Raw genomic sequence first — 20,782 nt, forward strand, 5'->3', positions numbered from 1 at the left:
TCAATTAATTTATAAGGGTAGATCATGAAAATCGCATTAATGATGGAAAACAGCCAGGCCGCTAAAAACGTTATCGTGCTGAAAGAACTGGAAGGTGTCGCACAGCCGCTGGGCCATCAGGTCTTCAACGTCGGGATGAGCGATGAGCAGGATCACCATCTGACTTACATTCACCTCGGTATTCAGGCCAGCATACTGCTCAACAGCCAGGCGGTAGATTTCGTGGTCGCGGGCTGCGGCACCGGACAGGGCGCGCTGATGTCGCTTAACATCCATCCGGGCGTGGTCTGCGGTTACTGTATCGATCCGGCGGATGCTTACCTGTTTGCACAGATCAACAACGGCAATGCCTTGTCCCTGCCATTTGCTAAAGGGTTTGGCTGGGGTGCAGAACTGAATCTGCGCTTTATCTTTGAAAAAGCGTTCACCGGCGAGAAGGGCAATGGCTATCCGCCAGAGCGTAAAGAGCCGCAGGTGCGCAATGCCGGTCTGCTGAACCAGGTTAAGGCTGCGGTGATCAAAGATAACTATCTCGACACGCTGCGCGCTATTGATCCTGAACTGGTGCGTACCGCCGTCAGCGGCCCGCGTTTCCAGCAGTGCCTGTTTGAGCATGGCAAAAATCAGGAGATCGTTGCCTTTGTGCGTCAGCTGACGCATTAAGTCCTCCGATTTCACGAGGCCGGTCTGACCGGCCTTTTTTTATTCTCTCTCCTGACCTCCGCTGACTTTCAGCCTGCCACATGAGTGTGGCGACTCGCCTCGACCAGCATCCGCGTATAGGGCATCGCAGCGCGATCCGCCACCAGCGTCGGCACATCCAGCGTCTCCAGCACTTTGCCCTGTTGCATCACCGCCACGCGATGGCAGAGATGCGCCACCACGCCGAGATCGTGCGTCACCATCAGATAGGTCAGGTTCTCCTGCTGCTGCAGATCGCTGAGCAGGTTCAGGATCTCCGCCTGTACCGAAACATCCAAAGCAGAAGTGGGCTCATCCAGCAGCAGTACGCGCGGCTCCAGAATCAGCGCCCTGGCAATCGCTACGCGCTGACGCTGGCCTCCTGAAAGCTGGTGCGGATAGCGCGTCTGCCAGGCGCGATTCAGCCCGACCTTATCCAGCATCGCCACCACCCGCTGCTGGCGCTGCCCGATACCCTGAATCTGCAACGGCTCTTCCAGGATGTCGCCCAGCGTGTGACGCGGATGCAGCGAACCGTAAGGGTCCTGAAACACCATCTGTACCTGACGACAGCGCGCCCGATCGATGCGGTGCTTCAGCGGCTGGTTATCAATGCTCAGCTCTCCCTGCCAGTGAGTAAATAATCCCGCCAGGCACTTCAGCACCGTGGTTTTACCCGAGCCCGACTCGCCCACCAGCCCGAAAACTTCACCCTGTTTCACCTGCAGATTTACGTCGAACAGCACCTGACTCCGGCGATCGTCGTCACCAAAACTCAGGCTGAGATTTTTCACATCGATCATCGCGAACTCCTTAGTCCGTCAACCAGCTGGCATGACGTTGTAATACCGGCAGGCGTGTACGACGGTGATCAAGGTCGGGCAGTGCCGCCAGCAATCCCTGGGTATAGGGATGCTGCGCGTGGTCAAGCTCGCTGGCGGCCAGCGACTCCACCACGCGTCCGGCGTACATCACCAGCACCCGATCGCAGAAGCTGCGTACCAGACTGATATCGTGGCTGATAAAAATCAGTCCCAGCCCGCGCGCCTTTACCAGATCGTCCAGCAGCGCCAGCACCTGCAGACGCACCGAGACATCCAGCGCAGAAGTCGGCTCATCGGCAATCACCAGTTCCGGCTCGGTAATCAGCATCATAGCAATCATCACGCGCTGCCCCTGACCGCCAGAAATTTCATGCGGATAGAGCTGATAAACCCGTTCAGGATCGCGGATCTGCACCTCCTCCAGCATCGCCAGTGTCCGCTGACGCGCCGCCGATTTCTGGCCGCGATGATGACTGCGCCAGGCTTCGGCGATCTGCTCGCCCACCCGAATCACCGGGTTCAGGGAATATTTGGGGTCCTGCATAATCATGGAAATGCGTTTGCCGCGAATGGCGCGCATCTGCGCCGGGCTGGCGTGCAGCAGGTCAATATCACCAAACTGCATCCGGCTCGCCTCGATGCGCGCCCTGGCCGGATGCAGCTGCAGCAGGGCGCGGCCCACGGTCGATTTACCGGAGCCGGACTCGCCGACAATCGCCAGCTTCTCCTGACCGAGCTGAAAGGAGACGCCGCGCACCGCCGGGGTGATCTGGCGTCCGTTAACAAAGTTCACGTGCAAATCGCGCACGTCGAGCAACGGCAGGGCGTTACTCACTGCGGGGATCGAGCAGGTCACGTAGGCCATCTCCTAAGAAGTTAAATGCCAGGCTGTTAATCAGGATCGCCAGACCGGGCACGGTAACCACCCACCAGCACTCCAGCATGTAGGTACGGCCGCTGGCGATCATTGCGCCCCATTCCGGATCCGGCGGCTGTGCGCCCAGCCCGAGAAATCCCAGCCCGGCGGCGGTGAGGATAATGCCCGCCATGTTCATGGTGATGCGGATAATCACCGACGGCAGGCAGAGCGGAATAATATGCTTCCACAGCACCCGCAGCGGCGACGCGCCCTGTAATCGTACCGCCGAAATGAAGTCCGCCTGACGCAGCGACAGGGTTTCGGCACGCGCCAGACGGGCAATCGGTGGCCAGGCGGTGAGGGTAATGGCAATCACCACATGCTCAAGACCCGGCCCCAGCGCGGCAACAAACGCCAGCGCCAGTACCAGGCTGGGAAAGGAGATGAAGATATCGGTGACGCGCATCAGCACCCCATCGACTTTGCCGCCAAAGTAACCCGCGGTAACGCCCAGCAGCAGGCCCAGCGGCCCGACGGTGATCGACACCAGCAGCACGATGTAGAGCGTAATGCGCGCGCCCCACACCAGACGGCTGAAGATATCCCGGCCAAACTCATCGGTGCCGAACCAGTGGGCTGCACCGGGCGGCGTCAGGGCGTTGTCCAGATCCTGAATCAGCGGGTGATAGGGTGCGATCCAGGGCGCAAACAGTGCCACGATGCAGAGCAGCAACACAATGCCGCCGCCGATGGCGGTCAGGGGATTACAGGCCATGCGCCACAGGAAAGTGCCGCAGCGGGCAGCGAATCGCCGGCAGCGCGCCAGCCGCTCGCGGGTGTGACCGGCAGAAGGGGTGTCAAAAGAGATCGTCATACTTTGGTCCTCGGATCGAACACCTGATAGAGCAGATCGGCGATCAGGTTAAGCAGCACAAAGATCAGGCCGACCACCAGCACGCAGCCCATCACCGCATTCATATCGCCCAGCATCAGACTGCCCGTGAGATAGGAGCCAAAACCGGGCCAGGAGAAGACAGTTTCAATCAGCACGGCGCCCTCCAGCAGCGAGCCATAGGCCAGCGCCACCACGGTCAGCAGCTGAACCAGGATATTGCGAAACGCGTGCTGCCAGATCACCTGCCACTCGGTCAGGCCTTTGACCCGCGCGGTCAGAATGAACTCCTGTGACAGCTGCGCCAGCATAAAGCTGCGCGTCATCCGGCTGATGTAGGCCATGGAGTGAAAGCCGAGCAGCGAGGCGGGCAGCACCAGATGAATCAGCGCATTCCGGAACACATGACCGTTGCCCGCCAGCAGGGCGTCGATCAGCATAAAGCCGGTGCGACGTGGCACGATGCCATCAAGGCTGAAGTCCACCTGGCCAGCACCGCCGACCCAGCCGAGATGGGCATAGAACAGCAGCAGGCCCATCATGCCAACCCAGAAGATCGGCGTGGAGTAACCGGCCAGGCTGAGCATCCGCACCACATAGTCGATGACGCTGTTACGCCGCGCCGCCGCCAGCACACCCAGCGGTACGCCCAGCCCTGCGCCAATGACAATTGCCAGTGTGGCCAGCTCTACCGTGGCGGGAAAGACGCGCAGGATGTCATGTACTACCGGCTGGCCGGTGAGCAGCGCGTGGCCCAGGTCGCCATGCAGCAGGGCATTAAGATAGAGGCCAAACTGCACCCACAGCGGTTTATCAAAGCCAAGCTGGTGGTAGACCTGTTGATAAGTGGCCTGATCGGCATCCGGGCCGACTATCGCCAGCACCGGGTCCAGTGGCATTACCCGGCCAATAAAAAAGGTCAGCAGCAGCAGGCCGAACAGCGTGATCAGCACCTGCACCGTGCGATGGCTGATGCGGCGGCACTGATTTCGTGTCAGGGTCATCATCATGGTGTGCCTCCCGCCAGGCTGTCAGGCGTTTTCCAGACGTCGCGCAGGAAGGTGGTCGCAGAAGGATGGGGCTGATACGCCTGGACCCGGTTACTGACCACCACGGAGTCAAGCATTTGTGAAATCGGCATCAGGGCAGGCACCAGCTGGTTGTAGCGTTGCTGGATGGCGAAATAGGCCTGCTGCTGGCGGGTTTTGTCGCGTTCCACCAGCGCCTGATCGATCATGCGGTTGAGCTGCGCGTCGTAGAAACCGGTACGCCAGCCCTGGAAATTGGTCAGCCGGGCACTGTCGGCATTGTTCGGGTTGTAGACCAGCGCACGCAGGCTGGAGTGGGGGTGCGGCTCGACGCCGCTGCCGCCGCGTCCGACCAGCAGGCTGAACTGGCGATCGCGCATCGCGCCATAAATCTGGTTGCCGGTACCGGTAATGATTTTTGCCCGGATGCCGCCCTGCAGCAGCGTTGACTGAATGGCGATGGCGATATTCAGGAACGGCTGATCGGCAAGCACCCGCAGCGTGGTGTCAAAGCCCTCCGGATAACCCGCTTCAGCCAGCAGCGCACGGGCGCGCGGCACATCGAGCCGGTAACCGGGATCGGGCAGCGTGGCGGGCATCCCCGACTGTATCGGGCGCTGGTGCAGTTCGCCATAGCCGGTCATCAGGCTTTTATTGATGCCCTGATAATCGACCAGATAGCGGACCGCCTCACGCACCTTAATATTGTCAAAGCGCGGATCGTTCATGCTCATCGCCAGGTAGTAGATTGTCCCTTTTCTGACAGCGTCGATGGTGAGATCGGGATCGTGACGCAGGGCGCGCACGTCGGGGATCGCCATATTGCTGGCGATATCAAGATCGCCTTTCTCCATCATCAGCCGCAGGGTTTGCGACTCCTGCAGGTGGCGGAATACCACCCGCGACATCTTCGCCTCACCGCGCCAGTAGTCTGCCGAGCGACTCATGCGCAGCACATCTTTTGCCTGCCAGACATCCAGCCGGAACGGGCCGGAACCCGCTTCATGCGTGGTAAGCCAGCGGTTGCCCCAGTCACCATCGATTTCATGTTGTTGTACCGTTTTGCGGTCCAGCACCACCATACTGCCCAGCGCCGCCAGCGAGTAGATCACCAGTTGCGGATCGTTGGGTTTAGGCAGGGTGATCACCAGCGTGCGGTCGTCGGGTGCGGTGATCATCTGGTCCACATTGTCGCGGCTGAAACCGTAGGACTTCCACACCGACGCCTGCGCCAGATTCAGATGCAGCACCCGCCGCATCGACCAGACCGCATCAGCACTGGTGAGCGGATTACCGGAGTGAAACCTGACGTTGTTGCGCAGGTGGAAGGTCAGGGTGCGGTTATCCGGACTGACTGACCAGTGTTCCGCCAGCGCCGGGCGCACCTCGGTGAGCTGCTGCGGATTCAGCTCCACCAGGCCGTCATAGAGATTCACCACAATACCGACCACCTCGTTGCCGGTCATCGCGGCCGGATCCAGGGTGAGCAGGTTGTTCATATTCATGCCAACGATCAGCTGGTCATCCGGGGTCTTTGCCTGGATTGACGCGCTCGTGAGCATCAGCAGCGTGATCAGCCACGCGCCACATCGTTGTGTCAGGGTCATAGGTAAAGTCCAGCAGGTCAGAGGTTTTTCCCGTTTACCGCGTCATCAGGGCTGTGCGGCAACGGGGTTATTATTGTTTGCCGTACTTCATTACCAGCGGTTCAGCATGTGGGTTTCAATCCAGCTGAAGTTGATATCCTCTCCCAGCCCGCTGCGGGTGGGCAGGGTGACAAAGCCCTGATCGTCCATTGGATCAATCAGGCTGTTGAGATACGCAGGCGGCGTTTCATAATCCAGGAAGGGATGCAGCAGGCCGCGCTCATACCAGCGGCAGTTACGAATAGCTCCGACCACCGCCAGGCTGGCTGCGCCGTTGCCGTGGACTTCGCAATCCATGCCGAAAGCTTCCGCCAGACTGGCTACTTTCATCGTGGCGGAGATGCCGCCTACGCCATTGGCCCCGGCACGCAGAATGTCGCAGGCACCGGCACGGACCCAGTCGGCGCGGCTGTGATGTTTACCGCCCAGGCTCTCCGGGCCGAGCACGTCGATTGAGAGGTTGTCTGCCAGCCAGGCGTAAGAGGCCATGCTTTCTTCCTCCATCGGCTCCTCGAACCAGGTGAAGTTAAGCTTCTCCAGCGCCTTGCCGATGGTCAGCGCGTCACTGCGGCTGTACCAGTGGTAGCCATCCAGCATCAGTGCGATATCCGGGCCAACCGCTTCACGCACCGCTGCGCAGGCTTTGATGTCCATGGCCGGGCTGGGCGCAAAGGCGACCGGCGGCATCCAGGTGTGCAGCTTGATCGCCTGATAGCCGCGTGCCACCAGCTTTTCCGCGAACTGTGCATACTCATCCGGCGTCGATAAACCGCCGCTCAGCTCGTCGCCGCACATGGTGCTGCCGTAAGCCGGGATCTTCTCGCGATAGCCGCCCAGCAGTTTATGCACCGGCTGTTTCAGCCTGCGCCCAATCAGGTCCCACAGCGCCTGCTCAACAGCGGAGAGGGCACGCTCGGTAAGCTGGTGGGCGCTGCCGCGCTGCCAGTGCACCAGATCCTGCCACAGACGCTCGCGGTCAAAGGCGTTCTGACCGATCAGCACCTTGCGAAAAAAGGCATTAACCACATGCGCCCGCACCACTTCCGGCGGCGCAAAGGCGTAGCCGCAATCGCCATCCTCGCTGGTCAGGGTCAACAGCGCCATCTGCGCATCATTTTCCAGGCCGGGATGGGAGTGGCCGGCGCTGTCGGCAACGCGCCGGGTGGGATAGGTAAAAAGGGTGACATCTATGGCGCTGATTTTCACGGTTACGCTCCTGTGGTTCGCTGTCCTGGCGAGTTATTAAAACGTTGTTTCATTTTCAATCTAGCGCTCACAATTCATTAACGCACTGGCCAAATCGATACGATTAACGGCTAATATGTGTGCAGCCGCCCAGGGTGTTGTGAGCATATTCACGAAAGCTGTCCGTTTTGTGAGCAGCAACACGCTGCGCTTTTTCCCTGATTAAGTTTGCTGTTAATGGTCACTTAACCCATTAACCTCGCCGCAAAAAACATTTAACCGCATGACTTCCCCTGAACGCCGTTTTAGGTGATAGTAACGCCGCTTTACATTAATAATTCTCATTATCATTTGTGCGGGTTTTCATAATGAAAAAATGGTTTTTAGCGCTGGGGCTGCTCACGCTGGCAGGGACGGCTTCGGCCAAAATGATTACTGATGTCGCAGGCCGTCAGGTCGAGGTGCCGCAGGAGGCAAAGCGCATCATTCTGGGTGAGGGCCGTCAGATCTATCTGCTGGCCGCATTTGATACCGACGCCCCGTTCACGCGGGTGATTGGCTGGCGTGATGACCTTCATAAGGCGGACTGGGACGGTTATCAGGCCTATGAGAAGCGTTATCCGGAAATTAAAAAATTACCGACCTTCGGCGGCGCGAAAGATGGCACCTTTAACGTCGAGCAGGCGCTAACCCTGAAGCCCGATCTGGTGCTGATGAATCTGGAGTCGAAAGCGGCGACCGATGAAGGCAAGCTGATTGAAAAACTGCAGGCCGTGGGTGTGCCGGTGGTGTTTATCGATTTCCGTGAAGCGCCGATGGTTAATGCGGAGAAAAGTATCCGCATCATGGGCGAACTGGTGAACAAACCGGAACGCGCGCAGGAGATCATCACCTTCCGCCAGCAGCAGATTGACCTTGTCACCTCGCGGCTGAAGAACTTCACCGGCTATCGTCCGAAAGTGATGATCGACCGCGCAGGCGGCTATAGTGACGAATGCTGCATGTCGTTCGGCAATGAGAACTTTGGTCAGATGGTGGAGATCGCAGGCGGTCGCAACATCGCGAAAGACCTGATCCCTGGCACCTTCGGCACGGTTAACCCGGAGCAAATTATCGCCAGCCAGCCGGATGTGGTGGTGGTGACCGGCGCAAACTGGAAGAACTACAACACCGTGGGCAAATGGGTCGGCGTCGGTCCGGGTGCAAATGTCACCGAAGCGACGGCGCGTCTTAAGGCACTGATGATGCGTGATGCCTTTAAAACCCTGCCGGTGGCGCATAACGGCAACGTCCACGCCATCTGGCATCAGTTCTACGACAGCCCGTATCAGTTTGTGGCGATTCAGGCGCTGGCGAAATGGCTGCATCCCGACCTGTTTGCCGATGTCGATCCGGATGCCACCTTCCGCGCGTTCCACGAGAAGTTCCTGCCGCTGCCTTACCAGCCAGGCTACTGGGTCACCTTACCCGCTGATAAGTCCTGACTGACCGGCGATGACAGGGACGTCATCCGCCTGATTTGCAATTCCCTCCGAATAAACCCTCTGTTTCTCTTCAGATTTACTAATCTTTTACAGGCGCGGGGTCGGTTGCTCTGAGCAGCGCGACATCTGACCTGGTCCGCATTCACGTTAAAAATGGAGAGAAACATGCGCAATACCCTGGGAAGATCGGCGTTTGCCGTGACGCTGTATGCTCTGCTGGAGCCGGTGCCGCTGGGCTTTTTTGTGGCGGCCTGGCTGTTTGACATTCTCTACATGCAGACCTTTGTGCAGTTCTGGACGGATGCCGCAGGCTGGCTGATTGCGCTGGGACTGATACTGGCGATCGTGCCACGTCTCATTGCACTGGTTTATCTGTTTCGCGGCAGTGACAGCGCGGAAAAGGGCCATTTCTGGCTCTGGCTGGTGGCCATCATCATCGCTATCGTCAATGCGTTTATTCACAGCCGTGATGCCGCCGCAGTGATCCCGCTGGGCGTAACGCTCTCGACGCTGGTGGTAGCGCTGCTGCTGCTGGCGAATGTGCAACTTGCGTTACGTCAGCGTAGCGCTTAAGGAGGAGCCACCATGAACATACCGCATAAAACGCTGCTCGCGCTGACCCTGACCACTTTGCTGGCAGGCTGTGATGATGGTGCGCTGGTCGATCCGCAAAAGCAGATCGGACCCAATCCCGAACTGCCGCAGGCGCAGAATTTCTTTATGCCGCCGATGCAGGTGCCGGAAGGCACGCCCTGGAAAGCCGGTGAAATGCCAAAAGTGGCTGATGGCCTGAAGATTGAGAAGATTGCTGAGAATCTGCAGCATCCGCGTCAGGTTTACGTGCTGCCAAACAATGATGTGCTGGTCGCGGAATCCAATGGCCCGCCAAAACCGACCACCCGACCTAAACAGCTGATCATGGGCATCGTCCAGAAAGCGTCAGGCAAGGGCGGCGCAGGCGGCAACCGTATTACGCTGCTGCGCAACGTCAATGGCAAATGGGAGCAGCATCGATTTATCGAAAATCTGCACTCGCCGTTTGGTATCCAGCTGATTGGCAACACGCTCTACGTCGCGAATGCTGACAGCCTGGTGAAGTTCCCCTATCGCGAAGGTGACACGGAGATCCGTACTGCTCCTGAAGAGGTAACGGAGCTGCCGGGCGGACCGATTAACCACCACTGGACCAAAGCACTGTTAGCCAGCCCCGATGGCAGCAAGCTCTATGTGGGCGTTGGCTCCAACAGTAACGTCACCGAAAACGGCATTGGCGCAGAGTATCGCCGGGCAGCGGTACTGGAAGTGGATGCGGCCAGCGGTGCCAGCCGTATCTACGCCAGCGGTCTGCGCAATCCGACCGGCCTGCAGTGGGAACCGCAGAGCGGCAAGCTGTGGGCTATCGTCAACGAGCGTGATGAAATCGGCTCCGATTTGGTGCCGGACTACCTGACCTCGGTACAGGATAAAGGTTTTTACGGCTGGCCCTATAGCTACTTTGGTCAGCATGTCGATACCCGTGCCGAACCGCAGCGTCCCGACCTGGTTGAGAAGGCGATCAAGCCCGATTACGCCCTGAGTTCGCATGTCGCGCCGCTGGGCCTGCTGTTCTACGGTGGTGATAATATGCCGCAGTACCGTGGCGGTGCGTTTATCAGCGAGCATGGCAGCTGGAACCGGACGCCGCTCAATGGCTATAAAGTGGTGTGGGTGAAATTCGAGAATGGCAAGCCGGTGGGGCAGCCGCAGACGGTGGTTTCGGGCTTCCTGACGGACGATGAAAAGCAGGTACGTGGTTTGCCGGTCGGTCTCGCCAGCGATAAACAGGGCGGCGTACTGATCGCTGACGACGCAGGGAATACCGTCTGGCGTATCAGCGCCGCGAAGTAAATTCTGCGCGGATTGGGTTATCGCCGTAAAACAGGCATAAAAAAAGGATTTGGCATCGCGCCAAATCCTTTATTTTTTTGTTCGCTACCCGGCTGGTAACCGCGCTGCGAACGAGGTGCTCAGCACTCTCCACAAACAAGATTGTAAAATGTGCGGCTAAGGATTTCAAGTTTCGCCAAAATACTGTATGTTTATACATGTGTTGGGTGTTGAGCATCGCCTCATTGTCGACTGGCCGCTCCCAGGGGCACGGTTTTAAAAATCCCGGCAGGCATCAGGTGGTGCTGGCCTGTGGCTTTAACCATGAGTGCCGCTCAGCCCTCTCCACAAAGATGTGCTCAGGCACCCGGCGGGTAGAGTCAAAGCCCTGGTTGCCGAATAGCGCGCTCCTGAAAAAGGAGAAGGAAAGTGATGGAACTGACTAAGCTGATTCTGGATCTTATCCGGGTCATCTTGCAGATCATCGTTGCCCTTATGCAACTGACCGGTCACGCAGGTTAACCGGAACTTGAAACAAGGCGGAGCTAACCACTCCGCCTTTTTTCTGTGTCAATTCTCTGTCATTAAAGGCGGGTAAGGTGGTGCGGCAAAAGCACGCCGTCGGGGTGCTGCTTATCCTGACAGGGAGTAATATGTCCATTGCCGCCGTTATGCCCGCCCGATTAGCCCATACCTGGATTGATGACAGTGTACGCATGCGGGAAACCACCGTAGGTCAGCAGTGCGAGATTCTGGCGCACAGCGTGCTGGAATACAGCGAGCTGGGTGACTTCTCCTATGTGGGTGAGCACTGCTGTCTGGCCGACACCCAGGTGGGACGTTTCTGCGCCATTGCCAATCAGGTGCGGATTGGTGCGCCGAATCATCCGATGGACCGCGCTTCGCAGCATCGCTTTACCTACTGCCCGGAGTATTACCATCCCGATGCGCGGCGCGATCAGGGCTTCTTTGCTGCCCGTCGTGCTGACCGGGTGGTGATAGGCAATGATGTCTGGATCGGGCACGGCGTGATTGTGCTGCCCGGCGTGACTATTGGCGATGGTGCGGTGCTGGCCGCGGGCGCAGTCGTAACCAAAAACGTTGCGCCCTACAGCGTGGTGGGCGGTGTTCCGGCCCGGCCATTGCGGGTCCGGTTTACGCCTGCGATTGCCGCCCGCCTGCAGCGCATTGCCTGGTGGAACTGGCCACTGGAGAAACTGCTCGCGAATCTGCCCGATTTTCAGCACGGCGACATCGACGCGTTCTGCCAGCGGCACGGGGAATAATTATCTCAACGTCAGCCGGTTCGGACGCCGATAAAGCGCACGATCCGCTGCCCATAAAGTCCCACCGCCAGCCCGATGACGATCAGCATCAGCGCGACGATTTTCTGAGCTGAAACCTTTTCGCCAAATATCGCCACTGAGCCCAGAATGCCGAACACCGGCACCAGCAGCGACAGCGGCGCCACCGTGGAGACCGGATACTGTTTCAGCAGCCAGTTCCACACCCAGTAACCCAGCAGGGTGTTGGGATAGACCTGAAACAGTATCGATAACACCGCTTTCATATCCAGCTGCGTGAACAGCGCATGATAGCCCGTGCTGCCATTGACCAGCCCGTCCAGCAGGAAGAGCGGGATGGGTGCAAAGGCGCTCGACCAGACCAGAAACGCAAACACCTGCCGGGTCGCCGCTTTTTTGTTGATGATGTTAGCAATGCTCCAGGCGATCGCGCCTGCCAATACCAGCAGCATACCGGACAACGTCACCGAGCCATCGGTAATAAAGAAAATGCTCAGCAGACCGGCGCAGGCCAGCAGACATCCGGCGACCTGATAGCGGCTGAGACGCTCTCTGAATACCCAGCCACCCAGTAGCAGGGTGAAAAAGGCGCTGAACTGCAACAGCAGCGAAGCGATGCCCGCCGACAGCCCGGTTTTAATCCCCAGATTCACCAGCCCCCACAGACCGATTCCGAAGACCAGCCCGTAGCTGATCAGGTAGCGCCACGGCACGTCCGGTTTCCGGATAAAGAACAGCGCGGGCAGGGCGCAGAGCGTAAAGCGGATGCCCGCCAGGATAAAGGGATCGACCGCATGCAGCCCGAGTTTGATAACGGAAAAGTTTACGCCCCAGATGGCGGTGATCAGCACGGCGAGTAGCAGATGCGATAATTTCATGATTGATGTGCTCCATACCAGCAAAGAAAGGCTGAGGCGCTGACGGCTGCCCCGGCATAACAGACAGCCTGCCATCCCCAGTGAGCGTAAAGCTGAGTCGCCACGATGGACCCCAGCGCACTGCCCAGCGAGTAAAAGCACATGTACGCACCGATCAGACGACTGGCCGCTTCGGGGCGGACAGTGACGAGCAGGCTCTGATTAATCACGTGCACTGTCTGAACAGCAAAATCGAGCAGGATCACCCCGAAAACCAGCAGCAGTAGCGAACTTTGAAGCGCGGCTATCGGCAGCCAGGAGAGGGTCAGCAGCACCAGGGCTAAGCCGGTGGCACGCTGGCCCCATCCCCGATCAGCCCAGGCGCCTGCTCTGGTGGCCGCCAGCGCACCGGCCAGGCCCGCCAGTCCGAACATCCCGGTCTGAGTGTGTGACAGTGACAGGGCGGTCAGCGGCAGCACCATTGAGGACCAGAGCATACTGAAGGCTGCGAAAATCAGCAGCGCCAGGATGCCACGTTTGCGCAGCTGGGGTTCTGAACGGAATAGCCGCAAAACTGACAGTAACAGCAGCGGGTAAGCGGTGCGCTGCGTCTGGCCGGTTGAGGCGGGCAGCACTTTTACGAGTACCAGCGAGATCAGCAGTAACAGGCAGGCGGCCGTCAGAAAGACCGTCCGCCAGCCCGCCAGATCGGCAATCATCCCCGAAATAAAGCGCGCCAGCAGAATGCCGATCACGATGCCGCTGGTCACGCTGCCGACTACCCGCCCGCGCTGTTCTGGCGATGCCAGCATGGCGGCCCAGGCCACCATCAGCTGTGTGACCACCGCCATCAATCCCACCAGCAGCATCGCGCCCAGCAGCGTCGTCAGATCGGGCGCGAAAGCCGCGGCGGTTAATGCCAGCACGGAAAGCAGTAGCTGGATAACCACCAGTTTTTTGCGATTCACGCAGTCGCCCAGCGGCACCAGAACGATCAGCCCGATGGCGTAACCGATCTGCGTGGCCGTCACCACCGCGCCAATGGTGCCAGGGGAAACATTCAGGCTGGCGGCTATCGATTCCAGCAATGGCTGCGCCGAGTAAACATTGGCGACCGCCAGCGCAGAGGTCAGTGAGAACAAAACGATCATCCGGGGCGTAAGCATCAGCGTCGCAGCGGGCGGCAAATCTGATTCAGAAGGACAAGTCTTGCCAGTTGTTATGGTCATAACAGCGCCTGAGTGGTTTTTATTTGAAACCGGGTTGCAACATAATTATCAGCAGAGGTTTTTTTTTGCAACTTCTTTTCCGGCTGGCTAAGCTGGCTTCATCAGACAGGCAAAGTGAGAGAAAACATGGCTAAGCAGGAATCCCTGAGAACCAGTGAGTGTCCGGTTGCCAGAACCCTGGAATCAATTGGGGAACGCTGGTGCATGATGATCGTGCGTGAAGCCTTTGATGACGTCCGCCGGTTCAGTGAGTTTCAGCGCAATCTGGGGCTGGCAAAAAATATCCTGGCGTCGCGCCTGAAGCAGCTGGTGGAGATGGGGGTATTTGAGATTGCGCCAGTCTCCGATGGCAGCGCCTACAACGAATATGTCCTGACTGAGAGAGGCCGTGCGCTGTTTCCGGTGGTAGTGGCTATGCGCCAGTGGGGCGAGCGCTATCTGTTTGAGAAGGGCGAGACGCACTCGGTGTTGCTGGATAATGCAGAAGGCAAGCCGCTGCCGCGCCTGGAGGTCTGTTCCTCAACGGGGCAAAAACTGGGCCCGGCAGACTGTTATCGCCAGCGGGTAGTTGCGGAAGGCTAATTGTCAGAGAATTTACGCCTCTGCACTCTCTGAATCTGACAGGCCTGACATTCCACGCGATCCCAATCATCATTGTCAGCCTGTCGATATCATCACATTTTCCAATGACAGGTTGCCTTGTAACTTGTCGATGCGCATGACATTCTCGCTGATTGTATAGACATGTATCTTCAACCATGAATCGGGAACTTCACCTTTTCAGTTAACGCGTCTCTCACTGTTTCAGCGAGGAATCTATGTCGGTCAAAACATCTGCAGCAGACTATTCAGGCGCAGAGAAACAGCGCCTGTCAGAAACCCGTTCCATTGATTACATCCCGTTGCGCGAACGCCATGGCCATCCCTTTAGCCAGTTTACGCTCTGGTTTGGGGGCAACCTGCAGATCACGGCCATTGTCACGGGTGCGCTGGCCGTAGTGCTGGGTGGCGACGTTGTATGGTCGCTCATTGGCTTACTGGTGGGTCAGATTCTGGGTGCAGCGATCATGTCTTTGCATGCGATCCAGGGACCGCGCCTGGGTTTACCGCAGATGATCACCAGCCGTATGCAGTTTGGCGTGTTTGGTGCCGTTATTCCGCTGGTGCTGGTCTGCATGATGTATGTGGGGTTTTCAGCCAGCGGGACAGTGTTAGCGGGACAGGCGCTGGCTAAACTTATCCATGTCAGCAATTCAGCGGCGATGATCCTGTTCAGCATCCTCATCGTGATCATTGCGGTGCTGGGCTATCGTGTCATCCATCAGCTGGGGAAAGTGGCGAGCGTTATTGGCGTTTTAGCCTTTGTTTATCTTTTCATCACGCTGTTCTCTGCGCATGATTTATCCGCCGTCTGGCAGAATCAGCACTTTACCGTGGCGAATTTCCTGCTGGCGGTTTCCCTTTCTTCATCATGGCAGATTGCCTTCTGTCCCTACGTCTCGGACTATTCGCGCTATCTGCCGGCTGATGTCTCTGCAAAGAAACTGTTCAGCGCGGTTTTTTTCGGCACCGTGCTTGGCACCCAGGCTTCAATGACGCTGGGGGTGATCGTCGCGGCTATTGCCGGTAGTGCGTTTGCAGGTAATGAGGTGGGTTACATCGTGAGCATGGGCAGCACGGCGACCATGGCGATGGTGATTTATTTCGCGATTTGCTTTGGGAAAATCACCTTTACCACGCTGAATGCGTACGGCAGTTTTATGTCACTGACGACCATCGTGTCTGGCTTTCGGCAGCAAACCACGCTGAGTCGGGGCGCACGCATTCTGTTTGTGGTGCTGATGGTGGCGCTGGCCTGCGTCATTGCTCTGCTCAGTGAACCGGCCTTCCTGAAATCCTTCACCCACTTCCTGCTCTTCCTGCTGGCTTTCTTTGTGCCCTGGAGCGCGATCAGCCTGACCGATTTCTATCTGATCACCAAAGGCAGGGTCGATGTCCCGGCACTGTCTCAGCCGGATGGACGCTATGGACGCTGGAATCTGGCCGGTATCACCGTCTATTTCCTGGGGGTGGTGGTGCAACTGCCGTTTATTGATAATCCGCTGCACCATGGCTCGCTGACCTGGATTTTTGCCGGCAATGATGTCTCGTGGATCATCGGCTGGTTTGCGACGGCGCTGTTATGGCTATTCGCCAGCCGCTGGGATCGTCGTGGCAGACCTGAACAGTCAATCTATACCGCTATGTGAAAAGGTAAAAGCCGCCATGAAAGGCGGCTTTTGTTCCGGGCTGAATGTGTGATCGGCAGGCTGTCAGGCTAAGCCGCAATCCTTCATGGCAGGGAACCTCCCTGCCTGAGATTACGCCGCTGAAACATCTGCCGCGCCAGTCTGCGCTTCGGCCACCAGCGGCTTTTCTGGCTGCAGCAGCGTCATCGCCAGCATGCTACCGAAGGCGATGACTGCAGTGACGGTAAACATCGCGTTGTAACCGTAATATTCCGCCAGCCAGCCGCAGAGCATCGGAGAGATAATTGCCGCCAGGTTGGCTATAGCCAGCGTTATGCCGCTGTAGGTGCCGACCGACGCTTTCGGGGTGACATCAATCACTACCGACCAGTAGACATTATTCACCAGCGCATTCAGCGCATTGCCCAGCGTCATCAGTGCGATAATCCCGGCAGCCGACTGCACGTAGGGGATCGCCATAAAGCAGCAGGCGGTGCCACACAGCGTAACCGCCGCAAACAGATTGCGCGCCAGCCGCAGGTTGCCGAAGCGGGCCAGCAGGGCATCGGCAATACGGCCGCCCAGCAGCACGGTGATGCAGGCGCCACTCCAGGGGATCATCGCCACGTACCACAGCGAGTGCAGGTCATAATGGAAATTATCCTGCAGATACTTCGGCATCCAGGTCACCAGGGTAAAGGTGATGTAGAGAAATGAGAAGTAGCCCAGCGCGTTGCAGACCAGCGTGCGGCTGGTAAAGAAGCGCCACCACGGCAGGGAGACGCTGTCGCCTGCGCTGCGGCGCTGAGCGCGCTGGATCAGTGTGCGTTCAGCGGCATCGGTGTGAGGGCTCTTTTCCGGGCTGTCGCTGAAGGTGCGGGCAAACAGCGCCATCGCCAGCAGGGAGAACACACCGAGCAGGATAAACATCATGCGCCAGTCATGGGTCAGCAGCAGCAGGCCAACCGCGATCGGGGCGGTCAGCAGCGCGCCGACCTGGGTTGAGAGCAGGCCGATGCCCAGCGCGAAGCCACGCTCATTGTCGGGTGCCCAGTGGGCAATCGCCTTGTTCATCAGCGCATAGGCCGGGCCTTCAGAAAAACCAAACAGGATGCGCAGGGCCGCAAAGCCCATAATGGCGGAGCCGCCAAACAGCGCCATGCCCAGTTCACCGGCCCAGGCGGTGGCGATCTCCAGCAACGACCAGAGCACACCAGCCAGCAGCCAGACTTTCTTCGTGCCGATCCGGTCGGCAAGGAAGCCGCCACACAGCGAACCAAACAGATAACCGAAGCCAAAGTAACCCAGCACCGCGCCGAGCTGGACTTTGCTGAAGTGGTACTCCGCCGCAATGGCGTTGGCCGCAAATGACAGGGCGCCGCGATCGATGTAGTTGATCAGGGCGATCAGGAACAGCAGTGAAAATATGGTGTAACGGTAACGGCTGGATGTCATCTCACGTCTCCTGATTAAATGTCTCAGGAGAGCCGAAGCAAGATTAATGCCGGAAAAGAGGTTCATCCGGCAAAACCAGGGCTGACAGAGGCCGCGGGCTGCTGAGCCTGCGCTTAACGGGTTAAATGATCCCGCTAATTATTCGCCTGCGCATCAATGCGGTGCAGTCATTGCCTGTCGGTGGTGAACCTCAGGCTGCGTTATGATGGGTGCTGCTGACGTGGGGCAGCGGGATAACCACCACTTCCGTTTCCGCCATGGTTGTATCCTGTGGCGTTTCGCCAACGTGCTGCAAAATCTGCCGCTGATATGTCGCATCAGCGACTGTTGTCTGTTCACTCAGCAGTACGCCCGCTTCATTAACATTTTTTCCTGCCACTTTTACTTTGCTGGTGGCACTGGCCAGCATCCACTCATATTCAATGTCGACATGGCCGCTATCAATACAGCGAATTCCGCGCTGACTTAAATCATACGCCAGCACGGTTGCCGTCGGGCCTAAAGAAATTAAGACCAGGTCAAAGTTGACTGCATTCGCTAATACCGTATCGAAGAGACGATCATAAACGGAAAAAGCATTACGGTTCAGCGTCGTAATGCGTTTAATTTCACTGGCCCCCTCCAATAAATTATTGCCTAATCCCAGACGTGTGCCACTGCCTTCAACAATTAATACCCGGCGACCCTGGTAGAGCTGTTTAAATTTATCGAATATCGTCCTGGATAATTTTTTGCTTTTATAATCGTGATAAGGGCGGGTAACGGAGGTATTGCCATAATGGTACTGATGATTCAGCAGAGCATCATAATGTTTAAAGTAAAATGATTTATGGAAGAACCAGAACAGGGCCGATCCATTTTTCATATTGCGGGTGGTGCGAAAAGCATCTGGCAGGCAAATCAGACAGTTCGGGTTGTCCTGAGGCGCCTGCTGCAGCAGCGTCTTGAGCCTTGCCGACAGTTTTGGGTCAAATGGCTGAAAGCCAATGTTTTTATACCAGGTCATCTCCAGTTCTCCGTCGCCGTAACGGGCCAGTGATAATTGCGGTTTATGTAATAGCAGATCGATAGTTTCTTCTATCGACATGACGGAATAACGTTTAACCCGTGCCTGCGCGGCAGGATAGCGAATGGCCGCATTAATAAATTTAAACGGAAAACGAAACTTACGATAAATAGCGTTAAGTGCGGACATAGTTAGCCTTGGGTTATTGCTGCCAGTGAAAAACCCGACTGTCGGCCGGATTAATAATAAGAGTGATGATATATATCACAGATAAAAAACCCGTCAGGCTACGGAATATCTGAAATCGGTATCATCGAAGAAATTCCTTCTTTCACTAATCTATTCCCTGTTTTTTATTTTCCTGGAAATGGCTAAATTCGAGGTGTGTTCCGCATCATTGAATGATTTTAAACTCCATCACACCGCATCAGCGTTGAATAACCTGATCATAAAAACAACAGAGCAGTAACTTTCCCGATATCAGCATTAAGAGTAATTGCAGAGCGAGGTGAATAAACCATTATGATTATTTGACATTTATATTCGTTCGTCGAATAAACTCATGCTTCTCGTTGACGCCATCAGGCGCCACACGGTTTCTGCAATCATGCTGTATTATCGCGGATTGGGGCAGAGTGCTGACCTGACTGTATCGGCATCAGCGTTGTACGTCTCGACAATAGCTACCGTTGGCGGGCGCGTTCACCAGGTCAGCGATTAACGACTGAACAGCTATTCGGGTCTGCCAGAATGCCCCTCAGCGATAAATAACGCTTGAGGTGGTTGAATTTTGAACAAATAACAATTCAAAACTTGAGAGTTAACGAGCCATTAAGTTAAATGGGCTCAACACTGGCATTTTGCTATGAAAATGGACATACAATGAATTTTTTAAAGCGCTTCTCAAAGGACTATCGTCGCATTACCTCCCGGCACAATATCCCTTACGCTCAGGTTGCGGGCAGTGATAACCGCAACGATATATCCAGCGTTGTTATCCCGACTGTAGGCGCTGATTTCGTTGAAGAAGCCATCCTTAGCGCAACGTTCGCGGCACGCTCCGCACCTGATTTACGCGAAATAGTTATCGTGACCGATCAGCCTGCGGCCGCATTCACCCATTTGCCTGAAAAGGCGCGAGTAGTGACTCTGGATATTCAGATCCCGAATCCGTCACACCGCTATGCGCAGATCTACAAAAGCCGCCTCTTGAAAATGCAGGCTCCTTTATCAGCGAGTCCGGACTCGACCGGCGTACTGATGATCGACTCCGATTTAAACCTGCTCAAAACACCAAGCTATCAGCTGGAAAAATTCAGTCTGTACTCATGCTTCCGTAATGGGCGCATGGGGGCTAAGTTTGAAAAGCAGGGTTATCAGTATGTTCCGGCATATTAAGCTAACAGCGTACGCCCAGGTCTGGAGCAACACGTTAACAGCGCGTTCCTGGCGGCTACCTACTTTACCTGGCAGAGACTTTGTCCGCTGTGGGTAGACCTCTTCAATGACACCTGGACGACGCTGCCCGATGATCAGCCACCTACGGATCAGCCTCCTCTGTCAGTTGCACTGGATACCCTTGACTTTCAAACGGTTAATCTGGGTGACTGGACTAACTGGCCGGTATCCAAAAAGATTGGCGGCACGCCGTCTGTTATCCCGAAAGAAGTGATTGGCGCTCACGGTGGATTCCCGTTAAGTGAATGGCAGAAGTATCTGGATAATCCCGATCAGCCATTGCTGTTTCGCGGCCAGGATTACACCCGCAAGGTGCGCTATCTGACGGACGAAGAGAAGCGCGCTGGCATATCATCATAATTTGAGTAATCACCAGCATGATTGCTGGTGACGGAACACGGCTTAAAGCCTGTCAGTATGCTTAACAGGTTTAACACAAGCTAATTTTACTGAAAGCAAAAGCCCGCTCAGTGCGGGCTTTATTGTTGATGCTTATCGTTTAATGAAGTCTTCAAACCTGTCCTGAGTATCCACCAATCAGGCGGGCATAGACTCATCAGTCATTGGCCAAATCACCCTCCAACCTGGCCTATTCCAGATAGCTATATTTTGCGCAACCCAACACGGATGGACATCTTTTGTGCCTGCAGCAGCCATTACTGTGTGCTTATTGAAGTGTAAAAGCCTTGCTGTAGCGGATAATTACAAAAGCGCTTCTTGTCTGATAATTGTTCACCCATGAACAAAAGGTGCGATAGTTACAGCTTATGGTTAACTTTT

At 56.6% G+C, this 20,782-nt stretch carries 17 protein-coding genes and 1 pseudogene; 8 read left to right on the top strand and 10 right to left on the bottom strand.

All coding sequences use genetic code 11. The annotated features are described in order from the left end of the window. Positions 1-24: 24 nt before the first annotated feature. Entirely contained in the window at positions 25-663 is a 639-nt protein-coding gene (locus IBT54_RS05505) for an RpiB/LacA/LacB family sugar-phosphate isomerase (protein WP_033783072.1), read from the top strand. Between the two features lie 68 nt (positions 664-731). Here the strand turns inward: IBT54_RS05505 and IBT54_RS05510 are convergent, their stop codons facing one another. The 6 genes from IBT54_RS05510 to IBT54_RS05535 all read right to left on the bottom strand — a co-directional run bounded on the left by IBT54_RS05510 (position 732) and on the right by IBT54_RS05535 (position 7,136). Further along, positions 732-1,484 carry an ABC transporter ATP-binding protein gene (locus tag IBT54_RS05510; protein WP_201251773.1) on the bottom strand — a complete coding sequence of 251 codons (753 nt, stop codon included), beginning with the start codon at positions 1,482-1,484 and terminating at the stop codon, positions 732-734. A gap of 10 nt (positions 1,485-1,494) precedes the next feature. Further along, entirely contained in the window at positions 1,495-2,361 is an 867-nt protein-coding gene (locus IBT54_RS05515; protein ID WP_095707727.1) for an ABC transporter ATP-binding protein, read from the bottom strand. Further along, on the bottom strand, positions 2,333-3,238 hold the full coding sequence (locus tag IBT54_RS05520) for an ABC transporter permease (protein ID WP_013357843.1): 906 nt from the start codon (positions 3,236-3,238) through the stop codon (positions 2,333-2,335). Before IBT54_RS05520 ends, IBT54_RS05515 begins: the two co-directional genes overlap by 29 nt. Continuing rightward, on the bottom strand, positions 3,235-4,266 hold the full coding sequence (locus tag IBT54_RS05525) for an ABC transporter permease (RefSeq protein WP_201251774.1): 1,032 nt from the start codon (positions 4,264-4,266) through the stop codon (positions 3,235-3,237). Before IBT54_RS05525 ends, IBT54_RS05520 begins: the two co-directional genes overlap by 4 nt. After that, on the bottom strand, positions 4,263-5,891 hold the full coding sequence (locus IBT54_RS05530; RefSeq protein ID WP_201251775.1) for an ABC transporter substrate-binding protein: 1,629 nt from the start codon (positions 5,889-5,891) through the stop codon (positions 4,263-4,265). The genes IBT54_RS05525 and IBT54_RS05530 overlap by 4 nt, the downstream gene beginning before the upstream one ends. Positions 5,892-5,981: 90 nt before the next feature. Further along, entirely contained in the window at positions 5,982-7,136 is a 1,155-nt protein-coding gene (locus IBT54_RS05535) for a mandelate racemase family protein (protein WP_201251776.1), read from the bottom strand. A 347-nt stretch (positions 7,137-7,483) separates the two neighbouring features. Between IBT54_RS05535 and IBT54_RS05540 the strand changes: the two genes are divergently transcribed. The 4 genes from IBT54_RS05540 (at position 7,484) to IBT54_RS05555 (ending at position 11,751) form a co-directional block, all read left to right on the top strand. Further along, positions 7,484-8,599 (top strand): ABC transporter substrate-binding protein, encoded by a 1,116-nt coding sequence (locus IBT54_RS05540; RefSeq protein WP_201251777.1) that lies wholly within the window; start codon positions 7,484-7,486, stop codon positions 8,597-8,599. A gap of 165 nt (positions 8,600-8,764) precedes the next feature. Continuing rightward, entirely contained in the window at positions 8,765-9,172 is a 408-nt protein-coding gene (locus tag IBT54_RS05545) for a DUF2231 domain-containing protein (RefSeq protein WP_013357848.1), read from the top strand. A gap of 12 nt (positions 9,173-9,184) precedes the next feature. Further along, positions 9,185-10,486, top strand: coding sequence for a sorbosone dehydrogenase family protein (locus IBT54_RS05550; RefSeq protein ID WP_013357849.1), 1,302 nt, complete (start codon positions 9,185-9,187; stop codon positions 10,484-10,486). A 632-nt stretch (positions 10,487-11,118) separates the two neighbouring features. Beyond that, a complete protein-coding gene (locus IBT54_RS05555) occupies positions 11,119-11,751 on the top strand; it encodes a DapH/DapD/GlmU-related protein (protein ID WP_095707211.1) in 633 nt (210 codons plus the stop codon). Positions 11,752-11,762: 11 nt separating this feature from the next. Here IBT54_RS05555 and IBT54_RS05560 read toward each other — a convergent pair whose 3' ends face one another. Beyond that, entirely contained in the window at positions 11,763-12,647 is an 885-nt protein-coding gene (locus IBT54_RS05560; RefSeq protein WP_095707210.1) for an EamA family transporter, read from the bottom strand. Beyond that, a complete protein-coding gene (locus IBT54_RS05565; RefSeq protein WP_236263043.1) occupies positions 12,644-13,792 on the bottom strand; it encodes an MFS transporter in 1,149 nt (382 codons plus the stop codon). The genes IBT54_RS05560 and IBT54_RS05565 overlap by 4 nt, the downstream gene beginning before the upstream one ends. A gap of 189 nt (positions 13,793-13,981) precedes the next feature. On the opposite strand from IBT54_RS05565, the gene IBT54_RS05570 reads away from it, so the two are divergent. Both IBT54_RS05570 and IBT54_RS05575 read left to right on the top strand, forming a co-directional pair. Continuing rightward, a complete protein-coding gene (locus IBT54_RS05570) occupies positions 13,982-14,437 on the top strand; it encodes a helix-turn-helix domain-containing protein (RefSeq protein WP_013357853.1) in 456 nt (151 codons plus the stop codon). Between the two features lie 236 nt (positions 14,438-14,673). Next, a complete protein-coding gene (locus IBT54_RS05575) occupies positions 14,674-16,104 on the top strand; it encodes a cytosine permease (protein WP_095707208.1) in 1,431 nt (476 codons plus the stop codon). A 111-nt stretch (positions 16,105-16,215) separates the two neighbouring features. Here the strand turns inward: IBT54_RS05575 and IBT54_RS05580 are convergent, their stop codons facing one another. Then, positions 16,216-17,538, bottom strand: a complete 1,323-nt coding sequence (locus IBT54_RS05580) for an MFS transporter (protein ID WP_201251779.1) — start codon at positions 17,536-17,538, stop codon at positions 16,216-16,218. 190 nt (positions 17,539-17,728) lie between these two features. Further along, a complete protein-coding gene (locus IBT54_RS05585; protein WP_013357856.1) occupies positions 17,729-18,733 on the bottom strand; it encodes a GT-D fold domain-containing glycosyltransferase in 1,005 nt (334 codons plus the stop codon). A gap of 693 nt (positions 18,734-19,426) precedes the next feature. On the opposite strand from IBT54_RS05585, the pseudogene IBT54_RS05590 reads away from it, so the two are divergent. Beyond that, positions 19,427-20,362: pseudogene (locus IBT54_RS05590) on the top strand (hypothetical protein). Positions 20,363-20,782: the final 420 nt, after the last annotated feature.

Origin of the sequence: Pantoea sp. S62 (assembly GCF_016658625.1) — a bacterium.
GTDB lineage: Bacteria > Pseudomonadota > Gammaproteobacteria > Enterobacterales > Enterobacteriaceae > Pantoea > Pantoea vagans.

What these genes read in the sequence shown, in the direction of transcription:
- IBT54_RS05555 (WP_095707211.1), top strand. Translation starts at nt 11,119, where the DNA reads ATGTCCATTGCCGCCGTTATGCCCGCCCGATTAGCCCATACCTGGATT.
- IBT54_RS05580 (WP_201251779.1), bottom strand. Translation starts at nt 17,538, where the DNA reads ATGACATCCAGCCGTTACCGTTACACCATATTTTCACTGCTGTTCCTG.
- IBT54_RS05545 (WP_013357848.1), top strand. Translation starts at nt 8,765, where the DNA reads ATGCGCAATACCCTGGGAAGATCGGCGTTTGCCGTGACGCTGTATGCT.
- IBT54_RS05520 (WP_013357843.1), bottom strand. Translation starts at nt 3,238, where the DNA reads ATGACGATCTCTTTTGACACCCCTTCTGCCGGTCACACCCGCGAGCGG.
- IBT54_RS05550 (WP_013357849.1), top strand. Translation starts at nt 9,185, where the DNA reads ATGAACATACCGCATAAAACGCTGCTCGCGCTGACCCTGACCACTTTG.
- IBT54_RS05570 (WP_013357853.1), top strand. Translation starts at nt 13,982, where the DNA reads ATGGCTAAGCAGGAATCCCTGAGAACCAGTGAGTGTCCGGTTGCCAGA.
- IBT54_RS05510 (WP_201251773.1), bottom strand. Translation starts at nt 1,484, where the DNA reads ATGATCGATGTGAAAAATCTCAGCCTGAGTTTTGGTGACGACGATCGC.
- IBT54_RS05530 (WP_201251775.1), bottom strand. Translation starts at nt 5,891, where the DNA reads ATGACCCTGACACAACGATGTGGCGCGTGGCTGATCACGCTGCTGATG.
- IBT54_RS05525 (WP_201251774.1), bottom strand. Translation starts at nt 4,266, where the DNA reads ATGATGATGACCCTGACACGAAATCAGTGCCGCCGCATCAGCCATCGC.
- IBT54_RS05540 (WP_201251777.1), top strand. Translation starts at nt 7,484, where the DNA reads ATGAAAAAATGGTTTTTAGCGCTGGGGCTGCTCACGCTGGCAGGGACG.
- IBT54_RS05565 (WP_236263043.1), bottom strand. Translation starts at nt 13,792, where the DNA reads ATGCTTACGCCCCGGATGATCGTTTTGTTCTCACTGACCTCTGCGCTG.
- IBT54_RS05585 (WP_013357856.1), bottom strand. Translation starts at nt 18,733, where the DNA reads ATGTCCGCACTTAACGCTATTTATCGTAAGTTTCGTTTTCCGTTTAAA.
- IBT54_RS05575 (WP_095707208.1), top strand. Translation starts at nt 14,674, where the DNA reads ATGTCGGTCAAAACATCTGCAGCAGACTATTCAGGCGCAGAGAAACAG.
- IBT54_RS05505 (WP_033783072.1), top strand. Translation starts at nt 25, where the DNA reads ATGAAAATCGCATTAATGATGGAAAACAGCCAGGCCGCTAAAAACGTT.
- IBT54_RS05560 (WP_095707210.1), bottom strand. Translation starts at nt 12,647, where the DNA reads ATGAAATTATCGCATCTGCTACTCGCCGTGCTGATCACCGCCATCTGG.